At 65.5% G+C, this 17,165-nt stretch carries 17 protein-coding genes; 2 read left to right on the top strand and 15 right to left on the bottom strand.

Features of this window, described 5'->3' with window-relative positions; all coding sequences use genetic code 11:
• Window positions 1–202: 202 nt before the first annotated feature.
• From HWW87_RS19315 to HWW87_RS19275, 9 genes are all read right to left on the bottom strand, one after another.
• Window positions 203–1,297, bottom strand: a complete 1,095-nt coding sequence (locus HWW87_RS19315) for a porin (RefSeq protein ID WP_175821686.1) — start codon at window positions 1,295–1,297, stop codon at window positions 203–205.
• A 209-nt stretch (window positions 1,298–1,506) separates the two neighbouring features.
• Window positions 1,507–2,259 carry an Asp/Glu racemase gene (locus HWW87_RS19310; protein WP_279608031.1) on the bottom strand — a complete coding sequence of 251 codons (753 nt, stop codon included), beginning with the start codon at window positions 2,257–2,259 and terminating at the stop codon, window positions 1,507–1,509.
• Between the two features lie 30 nt (window positions 2,260–2,289).
• Window positions 2,290–3,660, bottom strand: coding sequence for an MFS transporter (locus HWW87_RS19305; protein ID WP_175821685.1), 1,371 nt, complete (start codon window positions 3,658–3,660; stop codon window positions 2,290–2,292).
• 11 nt (window positions 3,661–3,671) lie between these two features.
• Window positions 3,672–4,811, bottom strand: coding sequence for an FAD-dependent monooxygenase (locus HWW87_RS19300; protein WP_175821684.1), 1,140 nt, complete (start codon window positions 4,809–4,811; stop codon window positions 3,672–3,674).
• Window positions 4,808–5,305, bottom strand: a complete 498-nt coding sequence (locus tag HWW87_RS19295; protein ID WP_175821683.1) for a thioesterase family protein — start codon at window positions 5,303–5,305, stop codon at window positions 4,808–4,810. The genes HWW87_RS19300 and HWW87_RS19295 overlap by 4 nt, the downstream gene beginning before the upstream one ends.
• Complete coding sequence (locus HWW87_RS19290) at window positions 5,302–6,969, bottom strand: AMP-binding protein (protein WP_175821682.1); 1,668 nt, start codon at window positions 6,967–6,969, stop codon at window positions 5,302–5,304. Before HWW87_RS19290 ends, HWW87_RS19295 begins: the two co-directional genes overlap by 4 nt.
• Window positions 6,970–6,990: 21 nt before the next feature.
• Window positions 6,991–7,872 carry a VOC family protein gene (locus HWW87_RS19285; protein ID WP_175821681.1) on the bottom strand — a complete coding sequence of 294 codons (882 nt, stop codon included), beginning with the start codon at window positions 7,870–7,872 and terminating at the stop codon, window positions 6,991–6,993.
• A 63-nt stretch (window positions 7,873–7,935) separates the two neighbouring features.
• Window positions 7,936–9,219: an alpha/beta hydrolase gene (locus HWW87_RS19280; protein ID WP_175821680.1), complete on the bottom strand. Its 1,284-nt coding sequence runs from the start codon at window positions 9,217–9,219 to the stop codon at window positions 7,936–7,938.
• Between the two features lie 130 nt (window positions 9,220–9,349).
• Window positions 9,350–9,994, bottom strand: coding sequence for a TetR/AcrR family transcriptional regulator (locus tag HWW87_RS19275; RefSeq protein WP_244107307.1), 645 nt, complete (start codon window positions 9,992–9,994; stop codon window positions 9,350–9,352).
• Between HWW87_RS19275 and HWW87_RS19270 the strand changes: the two genes are divergently transcribed.
• Window positions 9,984–10,259, top strand: a complete 276-nt coding sequence (locus HWW87_RS19270; protein WP_175821523.1) for a hypothetical protein — start codon at window positions 9,984–9,986, stop codon at window positions 10,257–10,259. The genes HWW87_RS19275 and HWW87_RS19270 overlap by 11 nt on opposite strands.
• Window positions 10,260–10,541: 282 nt before the next feature.
• A complete protein-coding gene (locus tag HWW87_RS19265) occupies window positions 10,542–11,501 on the top strand; it encodes an aldo/keto reductase (RefSeq protein WP_175821679.1) in 960 nt (319 codons plus the stop codon).
• A 100-nt stretch (window positions 11,502–11,601) separates the two neighbouring features.
• On the opposite strand, the gene HWW87_RS19260 is transcribed toward HWW87_RS19265, so the two are convergent.
• From HWW87_RS19260 to HWW87_RS19235, 6 genes are read right to left on the bottom strand one after another with little or no spacing between them, the layout of a single operon-like run.
• Entirely contained in the window at window positions 11,602–11,820 is a 219-nt protein-coding gene (locus tag HWW87_RS19260; RefSeq protein ID WP_244107306.1) for an FmdB family zinc ribbon protein, read from the bottom strand.
• 13 nt (window positions 11,821–11,833) lie between these two features.
• Window positions 11,834–13,261, bottom strand: coding sequence for a dihydropyrimidinase (hydA, locus tag HWW87_RS19255; protein WP_175821677.1), 1,428 nt, complete (start codon window positions 13,259–13,261; stop codon window positions 11,834–11,836).
• Window positions 13,258–14,214, bottom strand: a complete 957-nt coding sequence (locus HWW87_RS19250) for a dihydrodipicolinate synthase family protein (protein ID WP_175821676.1) — start codon at window positions 14,212–14,214, stop codon at window positions 13,258–13,260. Before HWW87_RS19250 ends, hydA begins: the two co-directional genes overlap by 4 nt.
• Complete coding sequence (locus HWW87_RS19245; protein ID WP_175821675.1) at window positions 14,211–15,380, bottom strand: FAD-dependent oxidoreductase; 1,170 nt, start codon at window positions 15,378–15,380, stop codon at window positions 14,211–14,213. Before HWW87_RS19245 ends, HWW87_RS19250 begins: the two co-directional genes overlap by 4 nt.
• Entirely contained in the window at window positions 15,377–16,801 is a 1,425-nt protein-coding gene (locus HWW87_RS19240) for an NAD(P)/FAD-dependent oxidoreductase (protein ID WP_175821674.1), read from the bottom strand. Before HWW87_RS19240 ends, HWW87_RS19245 begins: the two co-directional genes overlap by 4 nt.
• A complete protein-coding gene (locus HWW87_RS19235; protein WP_175821673.1) occupies window positions 16,794–17,081 on the bottom strand; it encodes a (2Fe-2S)-binding protein in 288 nt (95 codons plus the stop codon). Before HWW87_RS19235 ends, HWW87_RS19240 begins: the two co-directional genes overlap by 8 nt.
• Window positions 17,082–17,165: the final 84 nt, after the last annotated feature.

The raw sequence follows: 17,165 nt of genomic DNA, 5'->3' as shown, positions 1-17,165 counted from the left end.
TCGCCAGCCACGCGTTGCGACGGCGGAATTCGCCCGCCAGTGCACCGATCGGGCCGATTCGGCCCGCCCCGAAGAGTCGGAATTCTCCAACTAAGATCGGGATGGAAATTGGGCCGGCCTCAGGCGCCGATAGTGCTTCTCCACGATCGCGGATGGCTTGTCGAAGCTGGCCCGCCGACACGCGCTCGCGCGCGCATCGGCGTCAGAACTTCTGCTGAAGGCCGACCATGGCGCCGAGCTGGTTCATCCCGGTCCCGACCGTTCCGCCTGCGGCAACCGGGTTGGCAGCGAGCTTGCTGTTGAACATGTAGCCGAGCGACGTATACGCGATCGTGCGCTTCGACAACGCGTAGTTCGCACGCGCGGCGAGCAGCGTCGAGTTCGCGCCGTGGGTCCCTTCGTCCCGGCCGCGCTGAAGGTAGCGGACGCCCTGGGCATCGACGGAGAAGGCCGGCGTGATCGAATACGTTGCGCCGGCGAAGAAGATGTCCGATTGCAGGTGGGTGGCGGCTGCCATGTTGTTGCGTATCCAGCCGAGACCGATCTTGACCGGGCCCGCGACCAGATAGCCGTCGACGATATTGCGCGTCGCGGTATACGTGTTTCGGTTCAATGGCGCGGAAGCGCCGGTGCCGCCGCGCATCACGTCGTAGGACGCCGCCACGCCGAAGCGCGCGGTGTCGTAGGCGACGAGCGCCGTGTATTGCCGGCACGCCAGGATGTCTCCCGCCACCTGCCCGGCGCAATTCGTCGCGCCCGGGCCGGCGGGGCCCGCCGCATCGCGCCCGAAGCTGTATGTCGCTCCGACGGTGATGTCGCGGAAACGGCCGAGATAGCCGATCGCATTGTCGCTGCGCGCGTTCGGCAGATACCCGTCGAACACGTACAGCGAATGAATCGACGGCCCGAGCACGTCGGCCTTCGCCAGCGCGTACGTGGTCATGTTCATCTGCCGGCCGAGCGTCAGTGTACCGACATCGCTGCCGATCCCGACGTTCGCCTGCCGGCCGAACAGGCGGCCGCCGTAATTCAGTGCGCCGGTGCCGGGCTGGAAACCCGATTCGAGCACGAAGAACGCACGGTAGCCGCCGCCGAGGTCTTCGCTACCCCTGAAGCCGAAGCGGGACGGTAATTCGCCGGTCAGAACGGGCATGCCGACCCACGATCCACCGTGCGCGGTCGCGTGGTTGTAATACGACACGCCGGTATCGACGATACCGTAGAGCGTGACGCTGCTTTGCCCGTATGCGAGCCCCGACGCCGCGGCCAACGCGGCGGCGCTCCATTTGATCTTCATGACGGTCCTGTCTCCATTTCGGCGCTGCAACGCCTTGTTTGAAATATGTCTGGTTTGGCTGCGCGTTCGTCACCCGCATTCCGTGTGGCTGCTCATGTCAATAAATTAGTACAATTGAATTTGTTCCGGACGATCTGTCCGGATCGATCGTGACTCACCGGGGAGACGCGCCCGGGTTCATGCCGGCCGGAATGCCGGCTTGCGACGGGTCAGCGTGCCTGCAGCAGGGCGCCCGCACCGGGGATCGCGGGTTCCAGGCCCAGATGGTCGAGCATCCGGCGGACGGTACACACCGCGGTGGAGACCGTCGGAATCCCGGTCGCATCCTCGATGCGTTGCACGGCGGGCAGCGACGGCATCTGCACGCAAGCGGAGGCGACGATCACGTCGGCGCCGGTGGTATCCAGGCGTTTGACGTCGTCCAGCAATTGCAACGGGTCGCGCCTGCCGACTTCGAGGTTGTCGGGAATCTCGAAACAGATCGCATCGACGACCTCGATGCCCTCGTGCTCGATGTACTGGACGACCAGGTCGGTCAGCGGCTTCATGTATGGCGCCATCAGCGCGATGCGGCGGGCGCCCAGCGTCTTCAGCCCGTCCACCAGCGCGCCGGCCGACGTCATGACCGGGGCCAGGCAATGGTTGGCTCGCGCGACCTCGGTCAGTTCCCGCTCGGTCTCGCGGTGATAGCCGAGGCCCATCGCCATGATCGCGACGAGGCACGCGGTGCTCATCACGTCCACGCGCGCGTCGGCCAGTTCGGCGGCACAGCGCAGGCCTTCTCTGTTCATCGCGGCCAGTTCCTCCTTCGTGACCTTGTGCATGCGCATGCGGCTCGAATGGAAGGTGAAACGCGCGTCGGGACGGACCGCCTCGCGAGCGCGGAGCATCGCGGGAATCTCGGTTTCCATCGTCGTGTTGGAGCTGGGCACGATCTGCCCGATACGGAAGTGTCTGGTCACGGCATAGTCCTTTTCTTGCGGTGTGGGGTATCAGATGCGGGAGGCGGCGTCGCCCGGCGCCGGTTCGACCGCGTGCGCCGGCGCCGGCAGGTTGCCGGCGCGCCAGAAGGCGAGAATCGCGAGTAGCGCCGCGACGCACGGCACGGCCGCGGCGACGAGCAGGCTGGAGGACGGCCAGTGCAATCGCACCAGCTCGCCGCCGATCACGGGGCCGAGGATCGAGCCGAGCCGGCCCACGCCGAGCGCCCAGCTCATGCCGGTGGAGCGCAGCGCGGTCGGGTAATACACGGCGGCCAGCGCATTCAGCGCGGTTTGCCCGCCGAGCACGCAGAAGCCGGCGATCGCGATCGCGACGAATGCGGTCGCCAGCGAACCGGCCACCTGACCGATCGCGGCAACGGCCAGCGCCGAGCCGACGAAGGTCAGCGCCAGCGTCGGTCCGAAGCCGTACCGGTCGACGAGCCAGCCGAGCAGCAGGTTGCCGGCGATGCCGCCGACCCAGAAGATCATGCCGGCGAGCACGGCCTGCGACGTGGCGTGGCCCGCGCCGTTCATGATCATCGGCAGCCAGTTCGCGAGAAAGTAGGCGGCGAGCAGGTTCGTGAAATTCAGGATCCACAGCAGCACGGTGCCGGTGCCGAGCGCATGGCGGAACAGATGCACGAACGGCACGCCGCTCGTCTTCTTGTCGGGCACGACGAATTCGACGTGCGCATCGATCGCGAGTGCGGGATCGATGCGCCGCAACAGCGCCCGGACGCGGTCCCGGCCGCGCTGCTGCATCGCCATGAATTGCGGCGATTCCGGCATGCCCGCGATCATCACGAGGGCCACCAGCAGCGGGGCTGCCGCGCCGGCGATAAACACCGACTGCCAGCCGAACGCCGGAATCATCGCCGCGGCAATGGCGCCGCCGATCGCACCGCCGACGATGAATCCGGACGAGATGATCATCATCGTCGTGACGCGAATGCGCGCCGGGCTGAACTCGCCCGCGAGCGCGACCGCGTTGGGAATGATCGCGCCCATGCTCAGCCCGGCCGCGAAGCGCAACAGCAGCAACTGCGGCACCGAGCCGGCTTGCGCCGTCGCATACGTGCACGCGGCCAGACAGAGCATCGCGCCGATCAGCACCGGACGGCGACCGATGCGGTCCGCGACGGGGCCGAGCAGCAGTGCGCCGATCGTCATGCCGACCAGGCCCGCGCCGAACACCTGTCCGAGATCGGCCCGGGCGATGCCCCACTGCTTGATGATGGCCGGCGCGACATAGCCGATCGCCTGCACGTCGTAACCATCGATCACGAGGCACAGCGTGCACAGACCGAGTACGAGATACTGCAAGGCGCCGAGACGGCTGCGGCCGATGACGTCGACGACATTGACGGTGGTGGTGGTCATGGTGCAGTCCTTTAAAGGGCACTGGTCCGCAGTGCGTCGTAGGCATCGACGAACAGCGGGTCGCGTTGCCTGAGGTCGTCGTGAGTGACCTTTTCGGTGCGGCACATGTAGTCGTAGGCGAAGCTGACCGGGTCGAGATGCAGCTTGCCGGCGACGTTCTCGTACCAGTCGAGGCTCTTTGCCGCCGCGCCCTGGAAGCTGGACGACGCGGGCCGACGCTCGGCCTCGAAAGCGGCGAACGCAGCCGGCAGGTCGCCGGGCGTCGCCGCTACGGCACGGTGCAGCGCGATCGCGTCCTGCATCGCCATGCGGGTGCCGGAGCCGAGCGAGAAGTGCACCGTGCGCAATGCGTCGCCGAGCAACACGATGTTGTCGTGATGCCAGTTCGCATTGCTGACGATGTTGGCTTCGAACCAGAGCGAGCGGTTGGTCAGCAGTTCGTTGCTGCCGAGCTCGGGGCGGAACACATCGGCGCAGAAGCGGCGGCTTTCGTCCTCGCTGGCGTGGTCGAGCCCGGCGCGCTGCCATGTGTCGGGGTCCGTTTCGATCAGGAAGGTCGACAGGTCGGGGCCGTACTGGTAGCAGTGCGCGATGAACACGCCGTGCGGGGTTTCGCGAAAGATCAGCGAAACCGGATGAAAGCGCTGGTGCGTGCCGTACCACGCGAACTTGTTGCGGCGCCGGACGAACTGCGGGCGGAAGTGTTCGGCCAACTGGGTGCGTATCGCGCTGTTGCCGCCGTCGGCCGCCACCAGCAAGTCGCAGTCGGACGCGAGAGCGCGCGCATCCTCGATGCGCTGGCCGTATTCGATCCGGATCCCTTCGCGTTCGCAGGCGTGCTGCAGGACCCGCAGCATGTCGATGCGCGACGTGCGCGAGAAATGATTGCCGTGGACCTGCACGTGCGTGCCACGGTGAACGATTTCCATGTAGTTGCAACGTTCGTGATGCGCGATGAACTCGTCGAAAAACGCCGGATCGGCTTCCTTCAGGAACGACAGCCCGATATCGGAGAACACCACGCCCCAGCCGTAGGTCGCGCCCTGCGGGTTCTGTTCGTAAATCGTGATTCGATGGGAGCGATCGTGCTTTTTTATAAGCAGTGCGAAATACATGCCGGCCGGGCCGGCACCGACGATGTCGATTTTCATGATGCGTCGTCCTGGATGAATGAACTCGAAGCGGCTTCGGCACAGTCGCGCTGGTAGTCCAGCAACGCCTGGCGGAAAGCGGGCGGGATATCGATCGACCTGCGCTCGTCGTGCGCGACGCATACGGGCGTCAGGCGTGCGTTGAAGACGGCCGAGCCCTGCGGCGTGCGGGCCACGATGTCCAGCACGTACGAGCGGTGGCGTACGTCCGCCACTTGCACGGTCATGTCGAATTCGTCGTCGGGCCACAGCGAACCGATGAAATCGAACGACAGCGCCCGGCTCGGCGTGCCGAAGCCGAGTGCGCGCTTCGCACGCTGCGGCGTACCGCCGAGCAGCGCCCCGTAGAACAGTTCGGCCGCGCAGATCACGTAGTCGGCGAAGGTCGCGGTATACACCACGCCGGCCGGATCGCATTCGCCCCATTTCACCCGCCGGCGCACCGTGAGCGGTCGTTCGCCGAGCAGGTATTCGATCGGTGCGGGCGCGCTCATTGTCCGGCCTCCTGCGCGAGGATGTCGCCGATGAGCCGTTTCATCGCCGGCTTGTCGACCTTGCCGACGCGCGTGACGGGAAATGCGTCGACCACCTCGACCCGCTCGGGGCACTTGTACCGGGCCAGCCCGCGTTCGACGAGGAATTGCCCGAGCGCCTGTACGTCGGGCGCCTGCATGCCCGGGCGGGGGATGATGAAGATGCAGCCTTTTTCGCCGTAGAACGGGTCGGGCATCGGCACCAGCTTGGCGTCGGCGACCGACGGATGCTGGCTGACGTGGCTTTCGACTTCCTCGCAGCCGATCTTTTCGCCGCCGCGGTTGATGTTGTCGCGCAAGCGCCCTTCGAACGTGTAGTACAGCGCGCCGTCCATTGCGTGCGCCGTGGCCATGTCCCCGGTGCGGTAGAAGCCGTCGGACGTGAAGGATTGCTCGTTGGCCTCGTCGTTCGCGAAGTATCCGGTCAGCGTGGACGGCCCGCGAAAGCACAGTTCGCCTATCTGGCCGGGCGCGACGGGCTGCTCCGAGCCGGGTTCCAGCAGACGGATCTCGTCGTCGGCGCAACCGGAGCGCCCTTGTGTCCGATGGCGCACCTCGGCCGGCGCATCGGCCGGCGAGCCGAGCAGCAGACCCTCCGTGATGCCGTACAGGTTCGAGCACGGCACGCCGAGATGAGCCTCGAGCGTATCGGCGCGGCTCAGCGTCGAGAACAGCTCGAGCGACGACAGGTCGTGACGCGCGATATCCGGGTAGGCCATCAGTTGCGGCGCGATCGGGCCGATCGACAGCGCATGCGTGATGCGGTGCCTGCCGATCAGATCGAGCATCAGCGGAATGTCGACCTGCGGCATCAGGACGACCGGCACGCCGATGAGCACGGCCGGAATCAGCGCGTAGAGTTGGCCGGCGTTGTGTATCAGCGGCAGCGACCAGATCAGCCGGCTGTTGGCGTCGACGCGATAGCGCCGCATCCAGCCTGCCGAGTGACCGAGATACTCGGCGTGAAACCGCGGGATGATCTTGGGGACGCCGGTGGTGCCGCCGGAGAGCTGGAAGCTGAGTACGTCCGACAGGCCGATCGACACGCGTGCGAGACGTTCGCGGGCCTGGGCGAGCGGCATGTCGTCGATCAGCGCCTGCATGCCGGCCGCGCCGGTGCGTTCGCCGCGCACGATCACCCGATGCGCGAGCGACGGATGACGCGCCGCCATCGATTCGGCGAAGGCGGGCAAGTCGAAGCGGGTGCTGAAATCCGCCTGCACGAAGTAGCCGCGTGCGCCGGACAGTTGCGCGAGCTGACCGATTTCGACCTCGCGATGCTGCGGCAGCGAGCATACCGGCACGATGCCGGCCTTGAAGCAGGCGAGCAGCGCGATCGTGGTCTCCACCGTGGTGCCGAGTTGAAAGATCGCGCGGTCGCCGGGCGCGAGGCCCAGCGCGAGCAGCGCGGCGCCGAGGCGCTCGGTGGCCTCGTCGAGTTCGGCGAAGCCGATCGTGCGGTCGTGACCGATAAACGCGATGCGTTCCGGGTGGCGCTGCGCGGTGGCGCGCAACGCGTCGCCGACGGTGCTGCCGATCCACGCGCCGTTGGCCAGTGCGGCTTCCGCCCTGACGCGGCCGGGGTAGACGACACCGGTAATCGGCTGTTCGATTCGAATCTCCATCATGTCTCCTCCCGTCGCGGCTCAGGACCGTACCGGCGCGATGCGCAGGACGTCGCGGTCGAACCGCTCGATGCGCCCGTGCAGGCCGCCGGTCAGCATGCCGTACCAGAGCGCGGGCTTGAAGCCGAGCGCCCGGCGCTCGAATTCTATCGGGCCGTCGGCTTCGATTGAATCGTATTCCTTACCTTCGTGCACGCGGCAATCGGGATGCTGCAGCGCGGCGCGTACCAGCGGCGCGAATTCCGCTACGCGGGGAACCGAGATACGCACCGGTGCGGTGGCGGCGTCGCCGCGTTCGGCCACCAGTTCCGCCTTGCGGTTCCAGATCGCGTCGACGCTATCCAGCGGGCGTCCGGCCGCGCGGGCTGCGTCTTCCAGCGTCATCGCCGCTTCGAGTGTGAGCTGCGCGTCGGTCGCATCGACGGCCGCCAGCGGACGCAGCTTGTGCGTGAACTCGACGAAGTAGCCGTTGGGGTCGCGCACGTAGACGGATTCGATCACTTCGTGCCGGGTTTCCACCGACACGTCCAGCCCTTGCGCATCGAGATGCCGTTTCCAGGCGCGCAGCGCGTCCGGGCCGTCGACGAGCCACGCGGTATGCGTGGCGTCGGCGACGTGGTCGTCCGGCAGCGGGCGGGCGGATGCTCGCGCCGCCATCTCGGCCGGCTCGTCGCTGCCGAGGTAATAGAAAAACGCGATGGTGCTGCCGTTGCCGCTGTCGAAGAAGAAATGCAGGAAGTCCGGGTGTGTCGCCGGTCCCCAGCCTCGTGCGGAAATCACGTGTACGAGCGGCAGCCCGAGCTTGTCGCGATAGAACTCGACGGTTTCGCGCAGTCGCCAGGTGGGGCGCGCCGTGTGGTCGACGCCGTGCAGCGTCAGCGGGGGAAGGGGGTGAGCAGGCATGAGTCGTGTCGTCCGTGAAGGGTCGTGATGGCGATGAAGGGGCCGGGAACGCAGGCGGCCCGGTCAGCGCGAAAATTGTTCGCGCAACCATTGCGCGAGCAGGCGGCCGGCCTCGAGCCGCCCGGGTGCTTCGTCTGCGGTCAATGCGCGGCCATGGTGATCGCCGCGTACGCGGTGGTGGCGTTTGGACGGCGACGCGATCGCATCGACGATGCGTTGCACGTCGCCCGGAAAGCACGCCTGGTCGCCGGTGTATTCAATGACGAGCGCGGGCTGGACGATCGAAGGCGCGGTGCTGGCCAGCGATGCGTTGGACGACAGCGCCGACCACGTCGACAGCCAGCTTTCCGGCGTGCACTGCCGCGCGAATCCGACCGCGCCGTAATTGGACGCGTACGGGTCGGCGCCCCACAGCGAGCCGAATTTGCGGTCCGACGCATCGAGGCCGAGATCGAAGCAGCGCAGGTCGGCGTCCGTGCGCCAGACGTTGAAGATCGGCGTGTGGGCGGCGACGCGCCGGTCTTCCGGCGTGACGTCGATGCCGTTTGCGCCGTTTTCCTTCACCCGCCGGCGAGCATCCTGCCGGCGCGCGATCAGCGTTCGGGCGTGTGCGTCGAGGCGCGCCACGCGTGCCCGTTGGGCGGCACGGTACCGTTCGACGAATTCGGCGCTATAGCGGGTGTTGCCTTTGCCCGCGTAGCCGTTGGCCGGCGACAGCGGATCGAGCGACGGATCGACGGACAGCGGATCGTTCTCGTCCGTGACGCTCGGATCGATGCAGTTGAGCAGTAGCGCGCCCTGTCCGGGGTGCGGACCGACCAGCACGAAGCCGTCGACGGCAGGCATGTCGAGCTCGGCCAGTTGCGTCGGGCGGCCGCCCGGCGTGCGCGCGATGCGCTGCGCGCCGGGCAGCGCGGACTGCTGTACGTACAGCGCATACAGTCCCGCGCCGCCCGAATTGCCGAGCAGCACGATGCGCCGAAAGCCCGCCGCGCGCAGGTATTGCAGCCCGGCGGCCACGTCGTGCAGCGCGAATTCGTGCTCCAGCCGCAGGTCGTTGCCGACCGAGCGCGGCGACTGCGACCACGCGGCGTAGCCGGCGCCCACGATATCCGGAATCAGGTAATGGCAGGCCATGAACTCGCGCGGATGCATCACGCATACCACGGTGTCCGTCGCCGTCGACGGGCGGTACAGGGAACCGCCGGTGGCCGCCTGGTCGGCGGTGCGCAGCACGACGTTGGTCGTGACCGTGCCAGGCGGCACGTCGCGCGGGTTCCAGTCGGTGTTGAGAAAGCCCGCGGTGGCTTGGGCGGCCGGCTTGCTGGAGGAAGGTAAACCGTTCATCGGACGAATCGCGCGTGTGCGCTCCTGACATTGACCATGTGCCAATGCTAGGTAGATTTGACAGTAACGTCAATTTTTTGACGTAAGTGTAAACGCCGATTCGGACGCGAACGGTGAGCGGCCGGGCGCGTCAGTCCTTGCCGTGCAGACTGCTTTCGAGGGTGGCCAGCGCTTCGTGCATGCCGGCCAGCGCGCGACGGACGTCGGCGCGCGTGGCGGGAGGCCGGGTGCCGTCGGCGACGTCTTCGACGCGAAGCATGCGCAGGCCGAGCGACGCGATGAGTTCGGCGACCGCGTCGACGGACGTGTGCCGGCGAGCGTCGAACCACCACGCGCACCAGTTGCACATGCCGATGATGGAGAAGGCCGCGACATCGGCGTCGACCGCGTGGAAGACGCCTTGCTCGATGCCGCGCCGGATGACGTTCACGAAATCGTCTCGCACGGCGCGCCGCGCTGTCTGGGCAGCGTTGCGCTGCGCGTCCGGCAGGCTGCTTTCGCTGCGCTCGGCGACACGGAACTGCAGCGGATGCGTGAGGATCAGCCCGGCGTGGCCGAGGATTAGTTGCCGAAGCCCCTCGTCGGGCGGCAGCTCCGCGCGTTGCGCGACTTCCTTCGTCAGATCGCTGGCACGTTCGGTGACTTCCCGCGTCAACGCTTCCAGCATCGATTCCTTGCTGGGGAAGTAGTAATACAGCGCCGTGCGCGTCATGCCGACTGCGTCGGCAATATCGTTGATGTTGGTGCCGCCGAATCCTTTCTCGATGAACAGCAACGATGCGGCATCGAGAATCGCCTGCCGCTGTGCGTCGCTGCGGGTCGGGCGCGATTTGGTCGGGGTGGTCGTCTTGCTCATGCGTAGTTTGCGCGGAGTCGCTTTCGATCGACGCATGTTAGCACCGGTGAAGCGACATCTTTGCTTCGCAAACCGTCGGCATCCCGGCATGGTCTACGACTCGAAACAAGCGCTGAACAAGTTTGACTTGGATCGAATTCGCTTTCTTGTGTCGGCGGGTTACATCGAAAAGCAAGGAGCGTAAGAGGTATTTGTGGAGGAGCGAACGAGCGTCATGCGGTCGATCGGAGTGGCCTGGAAGCCATCCGTCGAGACGTGCCGGGCAATCACGGAAGCGATTTCGGTCAATGTTTCCATGCGTGCGACTATTGCATGTGCGCGGAAGGGCTGCAACGCGAGCCTGTTTCTGGAGGATCGTGCAGCAATCTCGGGATATCAGGCTCACAGCTCGGCGGCGCCGTGCATCACAGTGTTGGTGGCGGCCGGGGCACGGCAAACCCGGTCGCTAAACGAATATGGAGCTCACATGACAACCGATAATCTGAAGACCCCCACGATCGCACTGGGTACGTGGGCCTGGGGCGACAGCGGCGAGGCTGGCGATGGCTACTTCGGCAGTCGCCTCACTCAGGCTGGCCTGGAAGCGGTCGCCGACAAGGCCCATGCGGCCGGATTCAGCCTCTGGGACACCGCCATGGTGTACGGCATGGGCCGTTCAGAGACTGTCCTCGGCGAAGTGCTGAAGCGCTTCGCGCGCAGCGACTACCAGCTCTCCACGAAATTCACCCCGCAGGCTGCGGGAACCGGCGCCGATCCGGTGGCGGACATGCTGGAGCAGAGTCTGGCCCACCTCGGTACGGATTACATCGACCTCTACTGGATTCACAATCCGGCCGATGTGGCGCGGTGGACGCCGCACCTGATTCCGTTGCTGAAGAGCGGGAAGGTCAAACATGTCGGCGTCTCGAATCACAACCTGAGCGAAATCGAACACGCTGACCGGATTCTCGGAGAAGCCGGGTTTCGGGTCGACGCCATCCAAAACCACTACAGTCTCCTTTACCGCGATTCCGAGCGCGCCGGCATCCTGGACTATTGCCGCAATCGCGGCATCCGGTTCTTCGCCTATATGGTGCTTGAACAGGGCGCCCTGAGTGGCAAGTACGGTCCGGCGCATCCTTTGCCGGAAGGCAGCAACCGGGCGCAGACATACAATCGCATGCTGCCTCGGCTGAAAGCGCTGACGGACACACTCGCCGCAATCGGTCGGAAGCGGGGTGCAGCAGCGCCCGATGTCGCGACGGCCTGGGCTATCGCCAAGGGAACGACACCGATCATCGGCGTGACCAGGCCCGATCATGTCGATGGTCTGGTTCGAGCCAGCAGCATCACGCTGACCACCGACGAAATCGCCGAGCTGGAAGCGCTCGCCGACGCTGCTGACGTGAACACCCGCGGCTGGTGGGAACAAGAGATGCAAGTCTGAAGCTTCGTCGTCCGATCCTCGGCCCCTTCGTTCCGGCCAAGTTTTCGAGTCCGATCAACCGCTTTGCCAACGGGGTGGGCGATGTAAAAACGATCAAAGACTACGGCCTGCAGCAATGGCAATCGAATCGAGGCGTTAGATACGCGCCACCATCGCCGTCGTGCGAAGCGTCATGATTCGACCGGAATGTCGACGGGAGCGTCAGCCTGACACGCGGCGCATGTTCTCCGCATCGTGGGCAGCATGCAGGAACATCTCGTTCGGAGACCGTGCGGCGCACGTCGAATACGCCGCAGCCGGAACATGCATATTCGTACATTGGCATGTCGTGATCATCCGCGCGCGCCGAGTTCACCCCGCGCGACAAACCGTCCGCGTCCCGTCGGGCCGACCCACTCTCCATCGTCGACAAGCCATTGTCCACGCAGCATCACTTTCTTGACACGTCCTGTCACTTGCCGTCCTTCGAACAGCGTGAAATCACAGTCGCTGTGCTGCGTGTGCGCGCTGATCGTGTGTCGTTCGTCCGGATCGAACAACACGATATCCGCGTCACTGCCGATCGCGAGCGTACCTTTCCTTGGAAACAGGCCGAACAGTTTCGCCGGAGCGGTCGACATCAACTCGACAAACCGGTTCAGCGAAATCTTGCCATCGCGCACGCCGCCGTCGTAGACGACGGTCATTCTCGTTTCGACGCCAGGGACGCCGTTCGGGATCTTTGAGAAATCGCTCGCGCCGAGCGGTTTCTGGTTGAAGTTTCCGCGATGGCCTTCCTTCATGCAGTAAGGGCAATGGTCGGTGGAGATCAATTGCAGGTCATCGGTCCTGAGCGCCGTCCAGAGCGCATGCTGCGCTTCCTTTGAACGCAGTGGCGGACTCATCACGTAGCGGGCCAGATCGAAACTCTCGTCGGCATAAACGGACTCGTCGAAGAACAGATAGTGCGGGCAGGTTTCAGCGAAGACCGGAATGCCCAGGTCGCGCGCTTCGATCACGTGCTTGAGGGCTTCCTTGGCAGAAAGATGCACGAAGTAGACGGGCGCTTCCGCGAGCTCGGCCAGCTTGATGCCGCGATGGGTCGCTTCGCCCTCCATGATGGCCGGACGAGTAAGTGCGTGATAACGGGGCGAAGTGTGACCCTGAGCGATCGCTTCGCGGATCAGCAGATCGATCACAGTGCCGTTTTCCGCATGGAGCGCGATCATCCCGCCATGCTGGCCGACCATGCGCATCGCCTGGAAGATCGCCGCGTCGTCGGACATCACGGTCCCGGGGTAGGCCATGAACATCTTGAAGCTCGACACACCTTCATGCCGAATCGCGTCGCGCATGTCTGCAAGAACCTGCTCGTCGACTTGCGTGACGATTACATGGAAGCCATAGTCGATATTGGCAGCGGACGACGCTTTTGCTCCAGCGCGCGCGATCGCTTCAAGCGGGCTCGTGCCGGGCGTCTGCAGCGCGAAGTCGACGATCGTGGTCGTGCCGCCAAACGCGGCCGACCGTGTGCCGGATGCGAAATTGTCGCAAGTGGTCGATGTGCCGAAGGTGTTTTCCATGTGAGTATGGCAGTCGACTCCGCCGGGAAACACGAGCAAGCCGGTCGCATCGATCACGTGGGTGTCCGGGCCGACTTCGAGCGCGTGACCGATGCACGTGATGCGTTCCCCCTCGACGATGAGGTCGGCGACGTAGTCGTCGACCGCCGTGATCAGGCGGCCGCCCTTGATGAGGGTACGGGGTGTGGCGTGCGTCATGTGGAACTCCGGTCTGGTTCGAGGGCAAGGGCGAGAGCGAGGGCGGCTTCGAGACGGGAAATTTCGTCGGCGGACAACGGTGTGACTGGCGGGCGTGCCGTCGGATAGGGAAACTTGCCGGCCAGGTGAAGGCACGCCTTGAGCCGCGCGGTGGCGCGCGAGCCGGGCGCGGTACCGTAGATCGCCTTGGCGAGCGGGTAGAGCATCGAGTGCACGCGCCGTGCGTCGGCGAGCCGACCTTCCGCCACCGCGCAATAGAGCGCAACGATCTGCTCCGGAACGAGCGCCGCGAGACTGACGAGACTGCCCTCCGTTCCCAAGGCAAAGCATGTGAACAGATGCTCGTCGCCGGAGGCCATCACGGCGACGTGCGGCGCGACCTCCCGCAGGAGCCTCCGATTCGCATCGTACGCACTGGTTTCCCAACTGCCCTCCTTGACGGCAACGACGTCCGGCAGAGCGGCGAGCGCGGCGAGCGTATCGGGCGGATACGCCATTGCGCCGGTGTTGACGCCTGCCTGATAAAGGATCATCGGCAGTCGCGCCGTGGCGTTCGCGATGCGGTGGTGAGCGAGTACGATGTCGCGATCGGTAGACAGCGCCCAGGAGAATGGCGGAAACAAGAGCAGCGCATCGGCGCCTGCGCGTTTGGCATCGTCAGCATGGCGTTGCGCTTCGTAGCTGTCCTCTGCGTTGACGCCCGCGACGATGATCGAACGATCGCCGCAAACGGCATGCGCGATTTCGACGACGCGTCGTTTTTCATCGCGGGAAAGTACATGGTTTTCGCCGGCGTGCCCGTTGACGAGGAGGCCGACGATGCCGCGCACCGACGTGACGTCGTCGAGATGGCGGGCGAGCGCGGTTTCGTCGAGCGCGCGACCGTGCGCGTCGAGCGGGCATAGCGTGGCAGCGTACACGCCGTGAAACGGGTGCGGTGTCGAGGGAATCATGCGGTGGCTTCCGGTGAGGTCAGGGTGGGCGTGCCCGTTGATGCGATCAGCCGCGCGGGGTCGAAGAGCGGCATTTCGAGTGTCCGCCCAAGCATCGCATCGGCCAGCAACTTGCCCATATAGGGGCCGCTCGTGTAGCCGGAATGCACACAGCCGATTACCCAGGCATCGTCGTGCCCGGGTAGCGCGCCGATCATCGGCATCGCGTCCGCGGTTTCCGCCTCGAGGCCGAGCCAGATTCTTGCGACGCGCGCGTGCTCGAGGGCCGGAATGACGTGCTGCGCAAGACGCAGGTTGCCGATCAGGTTCTGCGGCAAGGCCTCGACCGCACCACGCGTGCGGTCGCCGATGCCTTGCCAGCCACCGCCGATCAGGACGGTGCCGTTCGCGAATTGCTTGAGTGAGAGGAGCCCGTTTGCGATGCTCAAAACCGAGCGCATCACCGGTGGCATCCGCTCGGTGACGATCAATTGATTGACGAGCGTCTTGACCGGAATTTGAATGTCGAGCAACGCGAGGAGTGGTTCCAGCCATACGCCGCCTGCCATCACGAGACGCGTCGCATCGACGGACACCGCGCTATCCGGGCTATGCAGGCGATAGCGGCCGTTCACATGGTCAATATGCGTGACAGGCGTATGCTCCAGAATCTCGACCCCCGCCTCGCGCAACGCTGCGTGATAGGCGCGTCCCGTCAGGTAGGCGGTTGCGAAGCCGTCGGTAGCGCAGAATGCCGCTTCGCGGACGGCGGGATTGAGTCCGGGCTCGATCCGGCACGCGTCAGCGGCAGATATCAGATCGATTGCAGCGCCGTATTGACGGCGCGCGTCTGCCCGCTTCCTCAGCAGCGCGCATTCGGCATCGGTGAACGCGAGCGACAGTCCCGCCGCGGGCGTCGCGAGTACGCCGCCGCCGAGCCAGGTGTCGGCATGCATCCACATGTCCCACGCGCGGAGAGCATAGGGAACGAGGGCGGCTCGCGTCATGTGCAGCGTCAGCGTGCCGGCGTTGACGCCCGACGCAGCTCGACACAGCGCATCCCGTTCCAGCAGCACGACGCGCATTCCGGCGCGGGCCAGAAACAAGGCGGTCGTGCATCCCATGACGCCGCCGCCGACCACGGCAGTGTCGTAATGGCTGGAGATCCGATGGGGTGTCGCTTTCATAGCGGTGCAGCCTGCGGAATCGGAATGTCGTCATAGCAAAACGTCCCTGTGAGCGCTCCGATGGGAACGGGCCGCAACGGCGCGCGCGCGGTCAGGCAGCCGGCTGCTTCACGTGTTCCGACCTCCGCCCGGTGCGCAAGCAATTCGCCCGCGATGTCGCTGCAGGTGCGCCCCTGGCATGGCCCCATGCCGCAGCGGGTCCAAGCCTTCAACTGATTGATGTCAAGCGCACCGGCATCGATCGCGGCGTCGATCTCGCTGCGCCGTACGTCTTCGCAACGACAGATGATCGTATCTGCCGCAATTGCGTCCACCTGGGCCGGCCGCAGGGCCATCAGACGGGCCATGGCATGACCGGCCCGTGCCGCCTTCCGATATGCATGGCGCAAACTGTCGATCCGCTCGGTCACGCGCGCGACATCGGACGCCGACAAGTCGAGCGCGCAGGCAGTGCCTGCGAGTTTTCCGTGAATGGCGGCCGCTGCCGCACCGGCGATCCCGGCCGCGTCGCCCGCGACGTAGAGGCCGGATCGGGATGTCCGGCCGTCATCGTCGGCAGTGGCAATCCATCCTCCGGCATGGCGGGAATAGCGGTGCGACGCGCCGAGCAGGCGCGTCACATCGGTGGCAGGCGTGAGGCCGTGGCCGACCGCGACACAGTCGGCGATGACCGTCGTGCGCGCGCTGTCGATCGGACGCCCGGCGGCATCGCATCGGGCCAGCGTGGCGAGCAGGCGCTCGCCCTGCGGCTCGACTCGCACGATGGTATGACGCGAGTGAATCGGTACCCCGGCGCGCCGGATTACGCGCCACCAGTCGAACCCTTGGCGCATCAGGTCGGGGCGCGCCGAGATCGACGGTAGCGTGCGCAACCAGTCCGCATGTCCCGCCAGATCGGCTATCGCGACGACCATGCCGCCTTTCAGGATGGTTTTCGCCGCGACGGCGGCGAGCAGCGGTCCACATCCCGCAACGAGCGTCGTTCGCCCGGGCAGACGATGCTGCGACTTCAGCAGAATGGTTGCGGCGGCCAGACCGATTACCCCCGGTGTTGTCCAGCCGTCGAAAGGCACGACACGTTCTGTCGTGCCGGTTGCGACGACGAGTGCGCGCGCGTTGCATTGAACCAAGCCACGCGGCCCGACTGCGTCGATACGGTAGTTGCCGCCGATCGACCACACCGCGTGATCGGTGAAGACGGACACATCGCTCTTGTCGACGGCTGCTCGCAATGCATCGCCGTTCTCGCGCTCCGCATCGCCGTCCACCGGCCGCGGATCGACGGGCGCTCGATAGACCTGTCCACCGATCGCACGATTCTCGTCGAACAGCGCCACTTTCAATCCTGCCCCGGCTGCGGCAAGCGCCGCATTTGCACCGGCCGGTCCGCCGCCCAGCACGACCAGATCGAAATCAGTCATGGACGCAGACCTCCGGGATTGACCGGACGCGCAGTGCCGCCGTCACCGTCGTGCGACAAGCGAGCAAGCGTTCGCCGTCGACCATGACGAGGCATTCCTGACAAGACCCCATCAAGCAGAACATGCCGCGCGGCTGAAACAGGCGGGGACTCTTGCGAAGCGTCTTGACGCCGGCGGCGAACAGGGCCGCCGCGACGCATTCGCCCGCGCGGGCGGTGAACTTTCGTTCGTCGAAGAAGAATTCGACCGTGGCAGCCTGATCCGCGATCTCGTTTCGCATGACGTTCTCCGGTTGCACAGCGTTGCTTGACAACGATTTTGGGCGATGATTTGATACTAACGTATACGATTCGTATACGCAAAA

Source organism: Burkholderia sp. BCC0419 (assembly GCF_902830285.1).
In the GTDB taxonomy this organism is placed as follows: Bacteria; Pseudomonadota; Gammaproteobacteria; order Burkholderiales; family Burkholderiaceae; genus Burkholderia.
This window is presented reverse-complemented; position numbering and strand designations above follow the sequence as displayed.

Bases quoted from the DNA above. Each gene is read 5' to 3' on its own strand.
- HWW87_RS19315 (WP_175821686.1), bottom strand. From the start codon at position 1,297: ATGAAGATCAAATGGAGCGCCGCCGCGTTGGCCGCGGCGTCGGGGCTC.
- HWW87_RS19305 (WP_175821685.1), bottom strand. From the start codon at position 3,660: ATGACCACCACCACCGTCAATGTCGTCGACGTCATCGGCCGCAGCCGT.
- HWW87_RS19300 (WP_175821684.1), bottom strand. From the start codon at position 4,811: ATGAAAATCGACATCGTCGGTGCCGGCCCGGCCGGCATGTATTTCGCA.
- HWW87_RS19295 (WP_175821683.1), bottom strand. From the start codon at position 5,305: ATGAGCGCGCCCGCACCGATCGAATACCTGCTCGGCGAACGACCGCTC.
- HWW87_RS19290 (WP_175821682.1), bottom strand. From the start codon at position 6,969: ATGGAGATTCGAATCGAACAGCCGATTACCGGTGTCGTCTACCCCGGC.
- HWW87_RS19285 (WP_175821681.1), bottom strand. From the start codon at position 7,872: ATGCCTGCTCACCCCCTTCCCCCGCTGACGCTGCACGGCGTCGACCAC.
- HWW87_RS19280 (WP_175821680.1), bottom strand. From the start codon at position 9,219: ATGAACGGTTTACCTTCCTCCAGCAAGCCGGCCGCCCAAGCCACCGCG.
- HWW87_RS19270 (WP_175821523.1), top strand. From the start codon at position 9,984: ATGAACAGCAACGATGCGGCATCGAGAATCGCCTGCCGCTGTGCGTCG.
- HWW87_RS19265 (WP_175821679.1), top strand. From the start codon at position 10,542: ATGACAACCGATAATCTGAAGACCCCCACGATCGCACTGGGTACGTGG.
- HWW87_RS19260 (WP_244107306.1), bottom strand. From the start codon at position 11,820: ATGTACGAATATGCATGTTCCGGCTGCGGCGTATTCGACGTGCGCCGC.
- hydA (WP_175821677.1), bottom strand. From the start codon at position 13,261: ATGACGCACGCCACACCCCGTACCCTCATCAAGGGCGGCCGCCTGATC.
- HWW87_RS19250 (WP_175821676.1), bottom strand. From the start codon at position 14,214: ATGATTCCCTCGACACCGCACCCGTTTCACGGCGTGTACGCTGCCACG.
- HWW87_RS19245 (WP_175821675.1), bottom strand. From the start codon at position 15,380: ATGAAAGCGACACCCCATCGGATCTCCAGCCATTACGACACTGCCGTG.
- HWW87_RS19240 (WP_175821674.1), bottom strand. From the start codon at position 16,801: ATGACTGATTTCGATCTGGTCGTGCTGGGCGGCGGACCGGCCGGTGCA.
- HWW87_RS19235 (WP_175821673.1), bottom strand. From the start codon at position 17,081: ATGCGAAACGAGATCGCGGATCAGGCTGCCACGGTCGAATTCTTCTTC.